This window comes from Sphaerisporangium sp. NPDC005288 (genome assembly GCF_040607475.1).
GTDB lineage: Bacteria > Actinomycetota > Actinomycetes > Streptosporangiales > Streptosporangiaceae > Sphaerisporangium > Sphaerisporangium rhizosphaerae.
In genome coordinates, this window is record NZ_JBEXGT010000035.1 from 26,546 (window position 1) to 41,503 (window position 14,958).

10 protein-coding genes are annotated in these 14,958 nt (G+C 69.6%); 3 read left to right on the forward strand and 7 right to left on the reverse strand.

Features of this window, described 5'->3' with window-relative positions:
- Window positions 1-370: 370 nt before the first annotated feature.
- Complete coding sequence (locus tag ABZU32_RS28595; RefSeq protein ID WP_354926784.1) at window positions 371-1,117, forward strand: FadR/GntR family transcriptional regulator; 747 nt, start codon at window positions 371-373, stop codon at window positions 1,115-1,117.
- Between the two features lie 218 nt (window positions 1,118-1,335).
- On the opposite strand, the gene ABZU32_RS28600 is transcribed toward ABZU32_RS28595, so the two are convergent.
- Genes ABZU32_RS28600 through ABZU32_RS28625 form a run of 6 tightly spaced genes read right to left on the reverse strand, consistent with a single transcriptional unit; the run spans window position 1,336 to window position 6,931 of the window.
- Complete coding sequence (locus tag ABZU32_RS28600) at window positions 1,336-2,166, reverse strand: amidohydrolase family protein (RefSeq protein ID WP_354926786.1); 831 nt, start codon at window positions 2,164-2,166, stop codon at window positions 1,336-1,338.
- Window positions 2,163-2,507 carry an L-rhamnose mutarotase gene (locus tag ABZU32_RS28605; RefSeq protein ID WP_354835863.1) on the reverse strand — a complete coding sequence of 115 codons (345 nt, stop codon included), beginning with the start codon at window positions 2,505-2,507 and terminating at the stop codon, window positions 2,163-2,165. The genes ABZU32_RS28600 and ABZU32_RS28605 overlap by 4 nt, the downstream gene beginning before the upstream one ends.
- Window positions 2,504-3,691 carry a mandelate racemase/muconate lactonizing enzyme family protein gene (locus ABZU32_RS28610; protein ID WP_354926788.1) on the reverse strand — a complete coding sequence of 396 codons (1,188 nt, stop codon included), beginning with the start codon at window positions 3,689-3,691 and terminating at the stop codon, window positions 2,504-2,506. Before ABZU32_RS28610 ends, ABZU32_RS28605 begins: the two co-directional genes overlap by 4 nt.
- A gap of 25 nt (window positions 3,692-3,716) precedes the next feature.
- A complete protein-coding gene (locus tag ABZU32_RS28615; RefSeq protein ID WP_354835867.1) occupies window positions 3,717-4,628 on the reverse strand; it encodes a carbohydrate ABC transporter permease in 912 nt (303 codons plus the stop codon).
- A 4-nt stretch (window positions 4,629-4,632) separates the two neighbouring features.
- Window positions 4,633-5,565: a sugar ABC transporter permease gene (locus ABZU32_RS28620; protein WP_354926790.1), complete on the reverse strand. Its 933-nt coding sequence runs from the start codon at window positions 5,563-5,565 to the stop codon at window positions 4,633-4,635.
- A gap of 1 nt (window position 5,566) precedes the next feature.
- Window positions 5,567-6,931: an extracellular solute-binding protein gene (locus ABZU32_RS28625; protein WP_354926792.1), complete on the reverse strand. Its 1,365-nt coding sequence runs from the start codon at window positions 6,929-6,931 to the stop codon at window positions 5,567-5,569.
- Window positions 6,932-7,462: 531 nt separating this feature from the next.
- On the opposite strand from ABZU32_RS28625, the gene ABZU32_RS28630 reads away from it, so the two are divergent.
- Both ABZU32_RS28630 and ABZU32_RS28635 read left to right on the forward strand, forming a co-directional pair.
- The gene (locus ABZU32_RS28630; RefSeq protein WP_354926794.1) at window positions 7,463-9,064 is read left to right on the forward strand and encodes a ricin-type beta-trefoil lectin domain protein; all 1,602 of its coding nucleotides are present in this window, start codon (window positions 7,463-7,465) and stop codon (window positions 9,062-9,064) included.
- Between the two features lie 434 nt (window positions 9,065-9,498).
- Entirely contained in the window at window positions 9,499-11,298 is a 1,800-nt protein-coding gene (locus ABZU32_RS28635) for a family 43 glycosylhydrolase (protein ID WP_354926796.1), read from the forward strand.
- A 66-nt stretch (window positions 11,299-11,364) separates the two neighbouring features.
- Here ABZU32_RS28635 and ABZU32_RS28640 read toward each other — a convergent pair whose 3' ends face one another.
- A complete protein-coding gene (locus ABZU32_RS28640) occupies window positions 11,365-14,319 on the reverse strand; it encodes an NEW3 domain-containing protein (RefSeq protein ID WP_354926798.1) in 2,955 nt (984 codons plus the stop codon).
- Between the last annotated feature and the right edge of the window lie 639 nt (window positions 14,320-14,958).

The following is a 14,958-nucleotide window of genomic DNA, read 5'->3' on the forward strand; positions in this document are numbered from 1 at the left end:
CCGCCGCGCGAGAGCGGAGGCGGGGACCAGACGCCGGCGGCACGCCCGGTAGACGCGCAGGCCAAGCCGCCGGGCCCGTTCACCGCTCCGCAGGGATGCGGACCCGCAGGGGCATGAAAGCTTCATGGAGGCGGCCCGGCCGCCTCCGCCCCGACGCGCGCGACCACCGCCTGCCGGGCTCTTCGTCACGGCGCACCGGCGGCGATCACGGCCGAGGCTCTGACCGGAGCGACATCGGACAGGGGGGCTCGCCAAACATCACCCGTATGATGTGTAATGTCTTTACGGTGAAGTACAGTGGGGGTCAAGTCGTGACGCCGTCTGCGGCGCGCCATCCGGAGGGGACATGACGGCATCACAGCATGCAGAGGTGAGTGCTACCACTCCCCCGGCGTGGGCGCGACGACCGGCCAATCTCGCCAAGGCGGTCACCGCCGAGCTGGTGGAACGCATCGTACGCGGAGTGCACCCTCCCGGCGTGGCACTGCCCCGCGAGGCCGACCTGTGCGAGACCTTCTCGGTCAGCAGGACCGTCATCCGCGAAGCGGTGAAGATCCTCCAGGAGAAGGGCCTGGTGCAGGTCCGTCAGGGCTTCGGCACCCTCGTCACTCCGCCGACGAACTGGGACATGCTCGACGAACTCGTCCTCGGGGTGACCATCGCCGAAGACGAGTCCCTCGCCATCCTCGACGACCTCGTCGTCACCCGGCGCCTGCTGGAGTCCGACATGGCGAACGTCGCCGCGCGCCTGGCGGACGAGGAGACCGTCGAGCGGCTGCGCGCTCTGGTCGACCGCATGGACGAACTGGTGGAGGATCCGCTCACCTACGCCGACCACGACCGCGCCTTCCACGACACGATCATGCAGAGGTCCGGCAACCGCATCGCCAGGGGTGTGGTCCGCTCCCTGGAGAAGCAGGCCATCAACACCGCCCGCTACATGGGCCGCACCGAGCCCGCGTTGTGCGTGGCCTCCAACCAGGGCCACCGGCGCGTCTACGAGCGCATCGCGGCCAGGGACCCGGCGGGCGCCGCCGAGGCGATGTTCACCCACATCACCGAGGCGTGGCTGGTCCGCCGCACCGGCCGAAGCGCACCCGTCCGCCTGCAGCGATAGCACCGGGCGCACTTGTGCGCGTGCAGCGGTGACTCCGGGCGCACGGGTGCGCGTGCAGCGGTGACTTCGGCCACGGCCGTCCCGGTCACCTGACGCCCCGCCCGGGACGCCACACCGCCGCGCACGAGGTGGGTGAGGTCACCGAAGCGGCGGTCCGCCGGGGCCGATCACCGGCACGCCCCGGCGGCTCCTGGTCCAGCCGATCCGCGCCCCCGCCGTCAGGCGCCGAGCCGGTAGAACGCCGACGCGGTGCCCGACCAGATCGCCTGCCTTTCCGGCACGGCCAGCTCGCCGATCAGCTCCTCCACGGCGCCCCGCCAGGCGACGGCACCGGTCCCGAGCTCGGCGAGGGGCCAGTCGGATCCGTACATCAGCCGCTCCGGGCCGAAGGCCTCCAGCGCCACGCCGACCACGCGGCGCAGCCCCGCCCGGTCGCCGCCGCGCGGCATTCCGGCCAGCCCGGAGATCTTCGCGTAGGCGTTGGGCCGGGCGGCGAGCTCGCGCAGGCCGGCCTCCCAGCCGGCGGTGTCGCCGGTCTCGGCGATCCCGCCGAGGTGGTCGACGACGAAGCGGACCTCAGGGTGCGCGGACACGACGGCCGCGGCCGACGGCAGCTGCCACGACCGCACGACCAGATCGAAGCCGAGGCCGCGCGCGGCCAGCCCCTTCAACCCCGTCGCCACCTCGGGCCGTGACAGCCAGCCGGGGTCGGGGTCGATGTGCACCAGGTGGCGGATGCCGACCAGCCTCGCGCGCGCGGCGGGGTCCAGCGCGTCCACCTGCGCGGCGACATCGCCCGTGAGGTCGATCCAGCCCACCACCCCGGCGATGCGCGGGCTCGGGTGGGCCAGCAGCCGCCGCGTCTCGGCGGCGCTGTTACTGGACTGCACGACCACGGCGGCCTGAATGCCCGTCGAATCGAGCATCCGCTCCAGATCGCCGGGCGCGAAGTCCCGGTCGATCGCCGCCATCGTCGCCGGGTCGATCCACGGCTGGGGGTCGGTCCGCCGGTTCCAGAGATGGACGTGCGCGTCGATGGAACCGCTCACGGCAGGTGCCAGATCTCGTCGAGCGGCTGCCACAGGGCGCCGGGATCGCGCTCCTCGACGATGCGCACCTGGCACGGATCGGTGTGGGTCCACCACTCGCGTGTCACGGGGTCCTCGGCGATGCGGGCCATGTCGGCGGCGTGATCCTCGCCGACGTACTCGTAGTAGGCGAACAGGGTGTCGCCGACGATGAAGATGGAGTAGTTGGTCACGTTCGCCTCGCGCAGGGTCTGCTCCACCTGCGGCCAGACGTCGCGATGCAGTTCCAGGTACTCCTCGCGGCGCTCCGGCCGGACCCCGACGACCAGGGCGTGGCGCTCGACGCGGCGCCCGGCGCTCACGACCCCACCCGTTCCACCGCGGGGGCGCCGAGGGGCTCGTCCTGACGCGAGTCGGGGACGATGCGCAGGCCCGCCCGGTTGGGACGGACATGCGGCCCGGTGGTGGCGGCCGGCGGGTTGGCGGCGCGCACGGCGTTGATGTGCTCCTCGTCCACCCGGATGCCGATGCCCGGTTCGTCGCCGAGGACGATCCCGCCGTCCGCGAACTCCTGGTCGATCGTGAGACCGACCGGCGAGGAGAGGTCCTGGACCTCGAAGGTCAGGTGGTTGGGCACCGCCACGGCGGCGTGCGCCAGGGGGTTGCCGTGGTAGGCCACCGGGCTCACCGGCAGGTCGAGGCTGTGGGCCACGGCGGCCACGCGCAGGAAGTGCGTGATGCCCCACACGTTGCCCACCTGGACGATGTCGACGGCGTCGGCGTCCAGCAGCGGCCGGTACTGTTCGAGGCCGGTGAGGTTCTCGCCGGTCGCGACGGCGGCGCGGATGCCCCGCCGGACCGAGGCAAGCCCGGCCGCGTCCCAGCGCCGCACCGGCTCCTCGATCCAGGTGAGGTCGACCGTGCGCTCCAGCGCCGTGACGAACCGGACCGCCTGCGAACGGTTCCACGACTCGTTGGCGTCGAACATCAGGGCGGGATGCGCCGAGTTGCGCCCGAGGACGTCCCGCAACGCCTCCAGCCGGCGCAGGTCGTGCGCCAGATTGCGGCCGCCCTTGAGCTTGCCGGCGCTGAACCCGCGGTCGGCGAAGCGCTCGTACAGGCGTACCAGGGCGTCGTCGTCGAGGGCGATGTCGAGCCCGGAGGCGTAGCCGGGGACGAACCGGTCCAGGCCGCCGAGGGTGCGCCAGAGCGGCTCGCCGGCCGCCTTCGCCTTGAGGTCCCAGAGGGCCATGTCGATCGCGCCGATGGCGCCGAACGTCGCGCCCGAATGGCCTGTCTTGAACACCCGGGCCAGCATCCGGTCGTAAAGCGCCGAGACGGCCCGGGGGTCCTCGCCCTCGACGGCGCCGAAGACGCGGTCGATGTCGCCGTGCGCACCGAGTCCGACCCCCTCGAGACCGCTGTCGGTCTCGAGGATCAGCACGTGCACCTCGGTACGCGGCTCGGGCATGACCCCGTTGGCGTCGCCGATCAGGCGTCCCCAGTCGTGCTCTGTTGTCAGGCTGCGATAGCCGGTGACCTTCACATTGCTCCTTTGGCAGGGTTTCGGCTCACTCCTTGGTGCCGCCCGCCGTCATGCCGGCGACAAGGAAGCGCTGCGCGAAGAGAAAGACGATCAGCACGGGCAGCACCGAGATGACGGTCGCGAGCGCGAGCGTCGGCAACTGCACGGACTGGGCCCCGGCGGAGCTGGGGTTGAACGCCGGGGTCGAGGCGAGCAGGGAGGTCAGCCCGACCTGGATCGGGTACCCCTCGCTCGAGGGCAGCATCACGAAGGGCAGGAAGAAGTTGTTCCAGCTCTGCACGAAGCTGAAGAACGCGACGAGCGCGATGATCGGCGCGGCCAGCGGCAGCGCGACCCGCGTGAACACCTGGAGCTCGCTGCACCCGTCGAGGCGGGCCGCCGCGAGCAGGTCACGCGGAACGCTCGTCGAGAAGTAGATGTAGGTGAGATAGACGCCGAACGGGAAGAACGACATCGGCAGGATGACCGAGAGCGGACTGCCGATCAGCCCCACCACGTTCAGCTCAAGGAAGATGGGCAGCACCAGCGCGGTGTTCGGGATCAGCATCACGATCAGCGTCAGCACCAGCAGCAGCCGCCGGAAGCGGAACTCCGTCAGGGCCATCGCGTAGCCCGCCGGGATGCTGGCGATGAGCGTGATGACCAGCGCGCCGAGCGCGTACAGCGCCGAGTTGCCCACCCAGGCGGTCACCGCGCCGTCCTGGAAGCCGAACAGCTGGTCCCAGTTGGCGGCGAATTCGCCGAGGCTTCCGGGCAGGAACGGACTGTCGATGATGAGCCCGCGCGCCGACTTCGTCGTCGCCAGCAGCAGCCAGACGATCGGGATGGCGAAGAAGAGCACGAAGACCACGACCACGACCGCGACGATCGTGCGGCCGCTCCAGCCACCCAGGCCGCTGCGGCTCTTGGCGTGGCGGCCGGCGTCCACTGTCGTCATGGGCTCAGCCCCTCTCGAACAGGCCGCCGCGCGTCACGAAGACGGCCGACAGCGCGAGGGCGATGACCAGCAGCAGCAGCGAGATGGCCGCCGCTCCGTTGAAGTCGTTCTGCTGGAAGGCGTACTGGTAGGCGAGCTGGTTGAGCGAATAGTCGTTGGGCACCACCGCGTTGCTGGCCTGCGAGAGCAACTGGGGCTCGACGAACAGCTGCGTGCCGGCGGCGAGCGACATGATGCCCATGTAGGAGATCCATTTGCGCAGCAGCGGCAGCTGGACGCGCCAGGCGATCTGCACGGTGGTCGCGCCGTCGATGCGCGCCGCCTCGATCACGTCGTGGCTGATGTTGTTCAGCGCGCCGTACATGATGACGATCCAGCCGCCGGCGCCGGTCCAGAAGGCGATGATGGCGAAGACCGGAGGCAGGTTGCCGGGCACGATGGTCTGCACGAAGCTCGAGAAGCCCAGCAGGTGGAGCAGCCCGGATACCGGGCTCGCGGTCGGGTCGAGCACGAACAGCCACAGCAGCACGCTGGAGGCGCCCGCCAGGGCGCCCGGCAGGTAGAAGATGAAGCGCAGCGTCCGGCTCATCCACCGCACGCGCACCGCGTGCACGACGATGGCCAGGAACGAGACCAGCACCACCAGGGCGACCAGCCAGATCACCAGGTACAGCGCGACGTGCGTGACGGCCGGCCCGAAACGGAAGTCGCCGACGACCTTGACGAAGTTGTCAACGCCGGCGAAGCCGCCGTCGCCGGTGGTGAAGGCGAGGTAGAGGGCGTAGAACGCGGGCATGATCCCGAACGCGACCGCGAGGATCGCGTACAGGGCGATGAAGGCGTAGCTCATCGCGCTGCGTTCTGCGCCGTCACCGCGGCCGGCCGGCCGCCTGTGCGCGTTCACCACCGGCGGGGCGGCTTCGCCCGCCGTCGTCATCTCACTTGATCGTGTAACCATTGACCTGGGCTTGGTTCTTGATGGCGGTCTCCCATTCGGGAAGCAGGTCGACCAGGCTCTTGCCACCGGCGATCGCGGGAGTGACCGTCTTGGCCCAGATCGCCTCCTGGCTGAAGATCCCCGAACCCCATCCGGTCCAGATCTCCGAGCCGGCCTTGACCAGCGCCTGCAGGTCGCCGGCGTAGTAGCCGCTCGACTCCTGCTTCTTGATCCACTTGTCCGCGGCCGGAGCGTAGGCCGGGAAGCCGGGAGCGAGGTTCACCTGGTAGTCGTCCGCCGTCGTGACGAACTCGACGAACTTCTCGGCCGCCTTGAGGTTCTTGGAGTGGCTGCTGACGAACCAGGTGCCGCCGCCGACGTTGCCGGTCACGGCCTCCTCGCCCTTCCACGCCAGCGGCGCGGCGACGCCGAGCTGACCCTTGGGGACGTTGAGGGACTGCGGGTTGTTGAAGATGGCGCCCGCGTACCAGGCCGGGCCCGGCATCATGAGCACCTTGTCGGCGTACTTCTTCACGAACTCGGGGGTGAAGACGCTGATGTTGGGGGTGGTGCCGTTCTTGACCAGCGTGTCGAGCATCGCGGCGACCCGCTTGCACTCATTGGTGCCGGTGCTGACCGTCACCTCCTTGGGACCGGTGACGCCGTTCGCCTGGCACTTGCCGCTCCACATGTAGATCTCTGGGGCGAAGGCGTCTCCGACGGTCCCGACGATGTAGCCGGAGTGCTCCTGGGCGACCTTCTCACCGATCGCCTGGTACTCCTCCCACGTCGTGGGGACGGAGTAGCCGAACTTGTCGAACAGGCTCTTGTTGTACCAGAGCACCACCTGCGCGAGGTCGTTGCGGAGGCAGTAGACCTTGCCCTCGACGGTGCATGGGTTCAGCGAGCCCTTGGTGAAGTTGTCGAGCGTGCTCTGCGGAACCAGCCCGTCACTGAGCACGGCCGCGTACGCCTGCTTGCCGTTGGTCTTCTGGCTCGCCCACGCCGCGTCGTTGTTCTGCGACGAAAAGACCACGTCCGGCCAGCCGCTGCCCGCCTGGTCGAACAGCTGGATCTTGGTCCGGAAGGAGTTGGAGCCGTTCGCCGAGCCGTCGTAGGTGACCACGTTCAGCTTCGCGTCGGGGTTGGCCTTCTTGAAGGCGTCCACCGCGCTCGACCGGTCGGCGTCCACCCACACCGTGATGGGGGCCTTGTCATCTTGCGCGGCCTTCGGAGCCCCGTTGGACCCGGAGGAGGCGCCGCCGCCGCCTCCGCAGCCGGCCACCGTCAGTGCGATGGCGATGGACCCGGCACCGGCGATGCCCATCCATCGGCGCGTACGTCCCGCCTTTGTGCTATCGACCATAGGAGTGTCCCTGTCTGGACGGTCATGTTGACGAGCTGTTCATCGGGTCGAAATATAAGACCATACGTATTATGTTTGCAAGGGTTCCCTTCACCTCGTGGCGCAAGCGATAACACCTGCCACAGGGGTGGGGCGCTCCGGCGATCCCCTCCGCGTCCCCCGAGCTCAAACAAGTGGCGCATCGGTGCGGCATCACGATGAAACTTTCAGCACAAGGCGCTCGCGGATGATGTGATCCGGCCCAGCAAGGAGCGGCCGGAGTCCCGCGCGGCGCCGGCGAGCACCCGGGCCGGCGCTTGACGCAGCTCAGCACATCGTATTTGCTCCGCCGCATCACCTGTCCACGAGCGAGGGGCCGGCCCCGTCCAGTGAATGTTACCGCTAACATCCCGTCCGCCACCCTCGCCGCGACCGGCCGCCGTGCATGGGCGCCGTCCCGCCGGCCGTGGTGACGACGGCCGCCCCATCGCGCGGGCCTCTGGGACGAGAACGGCACCGACCACGATCATCGGCTTATCACGGAGGAATCAGATGCGCAGGATTCTGAAATGGGCGCTGGCGGCGTCACTGGCCGCCGGGTCCCTGGTCGCGGTCGGCGGCGCGACGTCGCCGGTCGCCGCGCTGGAGAACGGGCTGGCCCGTACCCCCCAGATGGGATGGAACGACTGGAACAGCTTCGGCTGCAACGTCAACGAGACGCTCATCCGGCAGACCGCCGACATCATGGTGTCCAGCGGCATGGCGGCGGCGGGCTACCAGTACGTCAACATCGACGACTGCTGGTCGACCAAGAGCCGCAACTCCAACGGCGACCTGGTGGCCGATCCGCAGAAGTTCCCCAGCGGCATCAAGGCCCTGGCCGACTACGTGCACGGCAAGGGGCTGAAGCTCGGCATCTACTCCTCGGCCGGCACCACGACGTGCGCGGGGTATCCGGCCGCCCTGGGCAACGAGCGCCGCGACGCCAACCTGTGGGCCTCGTGGGGCATCGACTACCTGAAGTACGACAACTGCGGCGACCACCAGGGCAAGAACGGCCAGCAGCGCTACACCGCCATGCGTGACGCGCTGGCCGCCACCGGCCGCTCCATCCTGTACAGCCTGTGCAACTGGGGCCAGGAGAGCGTCTGGACCTGGGGAATGGCGACGGGCAACTCCTGGCGGACCACCGGCGACATCCAGGCCAACTGGAACTCCATCACCGGTCTGCTGGACCAGCAGGTCGGGCTGGACGCCTACTCGGGGCCCGGCGGCTGGAACGACCCCGACATGCTGGAGGTCGGCGTCGGCTCGCTGACCGCCACCGAGGGCCGGGCGCACTTCAGCCTGTGGGCGCTGCTGAACGCCCCGCTCATCGCCGGCAACGACATCCGCTCGATGAGCTCCGACACCCGCACGACCCTGACCAACACCGAGGTCATCGCGGTGAACCAGGACTGGGGCGGCAGGCAGGGCACCAAGATCAGCGACAACGGGAACCTGGAGGTGTGGCGCAAGCCCATGTCCAACGGCTCGGTCGCGACCGTCCTGCTCAACCGCGGCACCAGCACCGCGACCGTCTCCACCACCGCCACCGCCCTCGGGCTCGGCTCCGGCTCCTCCTACTCGGTGCGCGACCTGTGGGCGCACACCACCGGCTCCTCCTCTGGGACGATCAGCGCCTCGGTGCCCGCCCACGGAGCCGCCATGTACATCGTGTCCGGCGGCGGCACCCCGCCCAGCCCGACCCCCACGCCCACCCTGCCGGCGGGCGGCTCGATCAAGGGCACGGCGTCGGGACGGTGCCTGGACGTGAACAACGCCGGCACCGCGAACGGCACCGGCGTCATCATCTGGGACTGCAACGGCCAGACCAACCAGCAGTGGAGCTCCACGAGCGCCAGTGAGCTGCGGGTCTACGGCAACAAGTGCCTGGACGTGAACGGCGCGGGCACGGCCAACGGCACCAGCGTGATCATCTGGGACTGCAACGGGCAGAACAACCAGAAGTGGCGGTTCAACTCCGACGGCACCATCACCGCCGTCGGCGCGAACAAGTGCCTGACCGCGGCCGACAACGCCACGGCCAACGGCACCAAGATCGTCATCTGGGACTGCAACGGCGGCGCCAACCAGCGCTGGGCCCGCGCCTGACATCCTCCGGCCCCGCCGGGGCGGTCCCGTCCGGAGCGACTCGCGCTCCGGACGGGACCGCTGAAATATTCACGGCGGAGACCGGGCGGGTAAGCCGGCTTGGCCCAGGTAGACGCGGGCGCGGAGCGCCCGGCGGCCCGGCACCGCCTTGACGGGGCCGGGCCGCGTCATATTTGCTCCGCCGCACACCACCAATCACGCCCCCGGCCTCGACGCGGTTGGTGTTAGCGGTAACAGGCGCCGGGCCGATCGTGATCGCCGGACAGGCGGGCCGACGACGTCTCCCGTGAGCACGAGCACCATGAGGCACCGATGTTAGCGCTAACAGGCATCGGATCCCGTCTTCGGAGACGTGCGGGGCCCGGCGCCCGCCAGAGGGCCGCTCCCCGGGACGACGGGGCGCAGAGGGAGAATTCACCACCTCAGGAGTGAACGTGAGACCAGCGATTCCACAGCCCGCCAGAGCGGGGTTCAGGCGCGCAGCCGCCTGGCTCGCGGCCCTGCTGTGCATGATGACCTTGCTCCCGGCCGCCGCGGCCCGGGCGGACAACCCCATCGTCCAGACCGTCTACACCGCGGACCCGGCTCCGCTGGAGTACAACGGCCGGCTGTACCTGTACACCGGGCACGACGAGGACGGCTCGACGTACTTCACCATGAAGGACTGGCGGGTGTGGTCGACCACCGACATGGTCAACTGGACCGACCACGGTTCGCCGCTCAGCGTCGCCACCTTCAGCTGGGCGAAGTCGGACGCGTGGGCCGGCCAGACGATCTACCGCAACGGCAAGTTCTACTGGTACGTCCCGACGACCAACCGGTCGACCGGCCGGATGGCCATCGGGGTGGCGGTCTCCGACAGTCCCACCGGGCCGTTCAAGGACGCCATCGGCCGCCCGCTGGTGGAGAACGGTGAGATCGACCCCACGGTGTTCATCGACGACAACGGCCAGGCTTACCTGTACTGGGGCAACCCGCACCTGTCGTACGTGAAGCTGAACACCGACATGATCTCCTACTCGGGCGGCGTGTCGCAGATCCAGCTCACCACCGCCGGCTTCGGCAGCCGCAGCGGGGACGCCAACCGGCCGACCCTGTTCGAAGAGGGGCCGTGGGTCTACAAGCGCGACGGCCTGTACTACATCGTGTTCGCGGCCAAATGCTGCTCGGAGTTCATCGCCTACTCCACGGCCACCAGCCCGACCGGCCCGTGGACCTACCGGGGAACGATCATGCCGACGCAGGGCGGCAGCTTCACCAACCACCCCGGCGTCATCGACTACAAGGGCAATTCGTACTTCTTCTACCACAACGGCGCGCTGCCGGGAGGCGGCGGTTACACCCGTTCGGTCGCCGTGGAGAAGTTCAGCTACCGATCCGACGGCACCATTCCCACGATCAACATGACCACGACCGGCGCTCCCCAGGTGGGCACGCTCGACCCCTACGTCCGGCAGGAGGCCGAGACGATCGCCTGGGAGTCCGGCGTGGAGACCGAGGCCGCCAGTGAGGGCGGCATGAACGTCGGCTGGATCGAGAACGGCGACTACGTCAAGGTCAAGGGCGTGGCCTTCGGCAGCGGCGCGACCACCTTCAACGCCAGGGTCGCCTCGGGCGCCGGCGGCGGCAAGATCGAGCTGCGCCTGGACGGCACCAGCGGCACGCTGGTGGGGACGTGCTCCGTCCCGGGCACCGGCGGCTGGCAGGCGTGGACGACCGTCTCCTGCTCGGTCAACGGCGCGACGGGAACCCACGACCTGTACTTCAGGTACACCGGCGGCAGCGGCACCCTGTTCAACGTGAACTGGTGGCAGTTCACCGGCTCCGGCGGCCCGAGCCCCACTCCGACGCCCACGCCCACCCCCACGCCGACCCCCACCCCCACTCCCACGCCGACCCCCACTCCCACCCCGACGCCCACGCCCACGCCGACCCCCGGCGGCGCCTGCAGCGCGGTCTACCGCACCACCAACTCCTGGTCGGGCGGCTTCCAGGGCGAGGTCACGGTGACGGCCGGCAGCTCGGCGATCAACGGCTGGACCGTCAAGTGGACCCTGGCGAGCGGGCAGAGCATCACCCAGCTCTGGAGCGGCACGCTGAGCACCAGCGGCTCCGCCGTGACGGTGAAGAACGCCTCCTACAACGGCTCGCTCGGGGCGTCCGCCTCGACGACGTTCGGCTTCACCGGCGGCGGCAGCCCGTCGACGCCGACCCTCACCTGCACCAGCCCGTGAGGACGGCGGCACCCTGACGACGGTGTGGGTGCGCCGCTGTGGCGGCGCACCCACACCGCGTCGTCCCTACCGGGTCACGCTGAAGTCACTGAAGCCGAACTGCCCCGTCACGCCGGCGGCGTGCGAGGTGGCGATCAGTCCGGCGTCCTGCGTCTCGGCGATGCCGGGCAGGGTGACGGTCGGCCCCACCTTGGTCCAGTCGGTGCCGTTGGTGGAGTAGTAGCCGCTGACCCCGTCGGCGGCGCGGACGAGACGGACCCAGGCCGGCGCCTTGACCCCCGAGGCTCCGGCGAAGGAGTCGAGGTACCCGTTGCCGTTGGCGTCCCACTGGAAGGCGACCCCGTTGCCGGGGGTGACGACCAGGGCGGCGTATCCGGGCGACGACGCGGCGGCGGTGAGGTCGTTGCGGATCACCACACCCGCCTTGGCCCAGGCGTTGGTGTTGTCCATCTGGGTGACCCGCGCGGTCACGGTGGCGGTTCCCGCGACCGCGTCGTCCTGGTAGAGGGCGCCGTACTCGTCGAAGGAGCCGCCGCCGTCCTGCCAGATGTCGGTCCCGGAGGTCAGGATGGCGTACGCGCCCGCGGCCTCGGCGAACCGGCTCGGCACCGAGCCGTGCCCCTTGAGGGAGGTCAGCGGGTTGAGCGCGGTCACCATCGCCGACCGCTTCAGCTCGTAGTCGGTCCTGCCGGCCCGGAACCTCACCGACACCGCGACCGGCGCGCGGCTGACCGGCGCCGCGAACGACGCGGGCGCCGTGATCTTCCAGGACGCGGTGACCGAGGCTCCGGGAGCGAGCCCGGGCTTCGCCGGCTTGCCGGCCGATTCGGCCTGCCAGCCCTCGGGGACGGTGACCGAGGCGCTCAGCTTGTCGGCGCGGCCCTCACTCACGTTCGCCACCGTGGCGGTGAGCGTGGCGGTCTCGCCGGCGCTCACGTTGGCCGGGTCGACCGTGAGATAGGCGCCGAGCGGAGGCCGCTGCGGGTCCGGGGACCCGCGGTACGGGCCCCTGGGGCCGGCGTTGTAGATCACCCGGCCGGCCTCGATCGGCGGGTTGCCGGCGGAGATGGTGACGTTGTCGCGGGTGAGGTTCCCGCGGCTCCCGTTGACGATCCCGGTGATGGCCGGGTTGGTCGTGTAGTTGCCGACGAGCGTGAAGTCGCCGGTGTGGTTGCCGTTCTGGTTGTTGGCGTGCGCCCACTGCGCGGCGGTGTTGACGAAGACGTTGTGGCTCGCACTCAGGTACCGCGACCCCTCGTCGAAGTACAGCCCGAGCTGCCCGCTGTTCTCGCAGAAGTTCTCGTCGATGGTGCTGCGCGGCATCGCCGAGAGCGTGTAGATGCAGCCGGCGTCGAACATCGTCTGGACGACGTTGCGCACGTGGTTGCCCACGACGCGGACATCGCTGGAGGTCGTCGGCGTGTCGTAGACCGGCTGGAAGTCGTAGAGCCCGCGGTTGAGGTACTCGGGGCTGCCCCCGGGGTCGTTGGCGCCCCAGCCGTAACCGAGCCCGATGCCGGTGTAGGGCATGTCGGAGACGTAGTTGTGCTCGATGGTCAGACGCGTGACATAGCTGGCGAAGATCGCGTCCTGGTCCAGGTACTCGCGGGCGGTCGCGTAGACGCGGTTGTCGCTGAGCCGGATGTCGCTGTTGACCATGCGGGGGTCGGAGGGGTGGTGGGCGTCGGGCCGTACGCCGCCGACCATGATGCCGCCGCCGGCGCTCGCGGTGAACGTGCTGCCCTCGACCGCGATGTCGTGCGCGCCCAGCCCGACACCGGAGGCGTGGGCGTTGGCGTCGTTGCCGATGCCGAGCGCGAGCGAGCCGAGGTTCACGAAGGTGTCACCGGTGAACCGGACGCCCTGCGCCGCCGACACCTGCACCGCCGCGGACGACTGCGCCCAGCCGTTGCGCGAGCCCTCGAATCCCTTGCAGCCGAACGCGCAGGAGGTGAAGGCGTCGGCCGGACGGTCGGGCTGGACACCGGAGATGAACACGCCGGTCTGCTGGTTGGCGTATCCGTCGGGCGAACTCGGGTGCAGCCACGTGGTGCCGGTGAAGGTCAGGCCCTCGAACCGCAGGTCGCGTGCCGGCTGATCGTAGGTGCCGCCCACCTGGAGCAGCGACTCCAGCCGCGACAGCTCCACGCGCGCACGCGAGAGGTCCTGTCCGGGGAGCGGCTTGTAGTACAGCGTCCCGGCGGTGGTGTCCAGATACCACTCGCCGGGCTCGTCGAGGAACCTCTTGGAGTTCAGCAGGAAGAACGTCGGCGTGCGGAGCGGCGACTGGATGGTGTCGTAGCCGTAGGTGTTGTTGTCCCACGCGGGCTGCTGCATGACCACCGTGGAACCCGAGATGCTCTGCACCGGCGCGAACCGGTTGGTGAAGGACAACATCGCCTGGAGTTCGACGCGCTTCTGGTCGGGCAGCGTGGCCAGATAGCCCAGGGCGGGGTTGTTGACGGTGAAACCGCTCGCGTTGAGCGTGATGTCGCTGCGCGCGATCTTGGTCCGCGCCCGCTGTGCGAGAACGCCGTCGACATAGAGCTGCCGGCTGTCGAATCCGCTGCCGACCTGGGCCTTGTAGACGCCCGTGGCGGCATCGTCGGGTTCCCAGCCGGTGACGGGCTTGGCGCCGCTCAGTACGGGCTTGGCTCCACGCGCGGCCTTCCAGGTCACGGTGTGCCCGGCGCGGCCGGAGTCGGCGGCGTCGAACCGCAGCGGCGAGGTCAGCCGGTAGGTGCCGTCGAGGAGTTCGACGGTGACGTCGCGCTTCCCTCCGGCCGCCGCCTCGCGCGCCCGTCTCTGTGCTTCCTCAAGGGTCGCCAACGGCCGGCCGGCACTGCCCGGACCTCTGTCGTCGGCGTTCTCGGCTCCGGCGGGGGCGACCACGATCGTGTGGCCCGCCCTGGCCGCCTCGGCCTGCGCGGCGACCGGTGCGATGAGTGATCCCATCGTGATCAGCAGGGCGGCGGATGCCGCGACCGATGTTCGCCTGTGCGACATGAGCGACGAACGCACGTGTGCTCCTTTCGTTCGGCACGGGGACAGGGATGGCTGCACGGCGGTCCACGTCGAACTGGGTTCACTCGGTGCGACCGCCGGTATACGTCCTGAATGTCCTGTTGATCACCATCCGCGCAGGAACGTAACTCGTATGACGTCCTACGTCAATACCGATGACACACGCGCACGCCTCGGCATCGCAGTGGCGGTGAGTGTGAAACTTACATTTCGGCCGACCGGCAGAGGCGGGGGCGATTCCCCACCGCCGCCGCGACGCGCTCGCGTGACGACCGCCCGCGCGACCGACGGCGCCCCCGAGGGGAACCGCCGATGTTGAGCAGGGCATATGGCGTCGTGGACGCCATGTGGGGCCGGCGGCGGCGGACGGGTTCCCGGAGGCGCGACGGCGAGGCGGGGGCCTGGAGAGGCCGCACGGCACACGGAGCCCGGTGTGCTAAGTCTGAAACTTGTGTCTTGACGGACGGTCACCTCGGGCCGGTAATTAGTACCTATGTCTCCCGAGAGGATCTCTCGGAACAGGCGCAGGAGGCGGGGGAACGCCGATGGCGCCGAGTGGTTTTCTTCGACCTCGCATGCCATCACATCGAGTCCGCAAGGACGCGTACAGAATTGTTAGCGCTAACACTGTCTCGG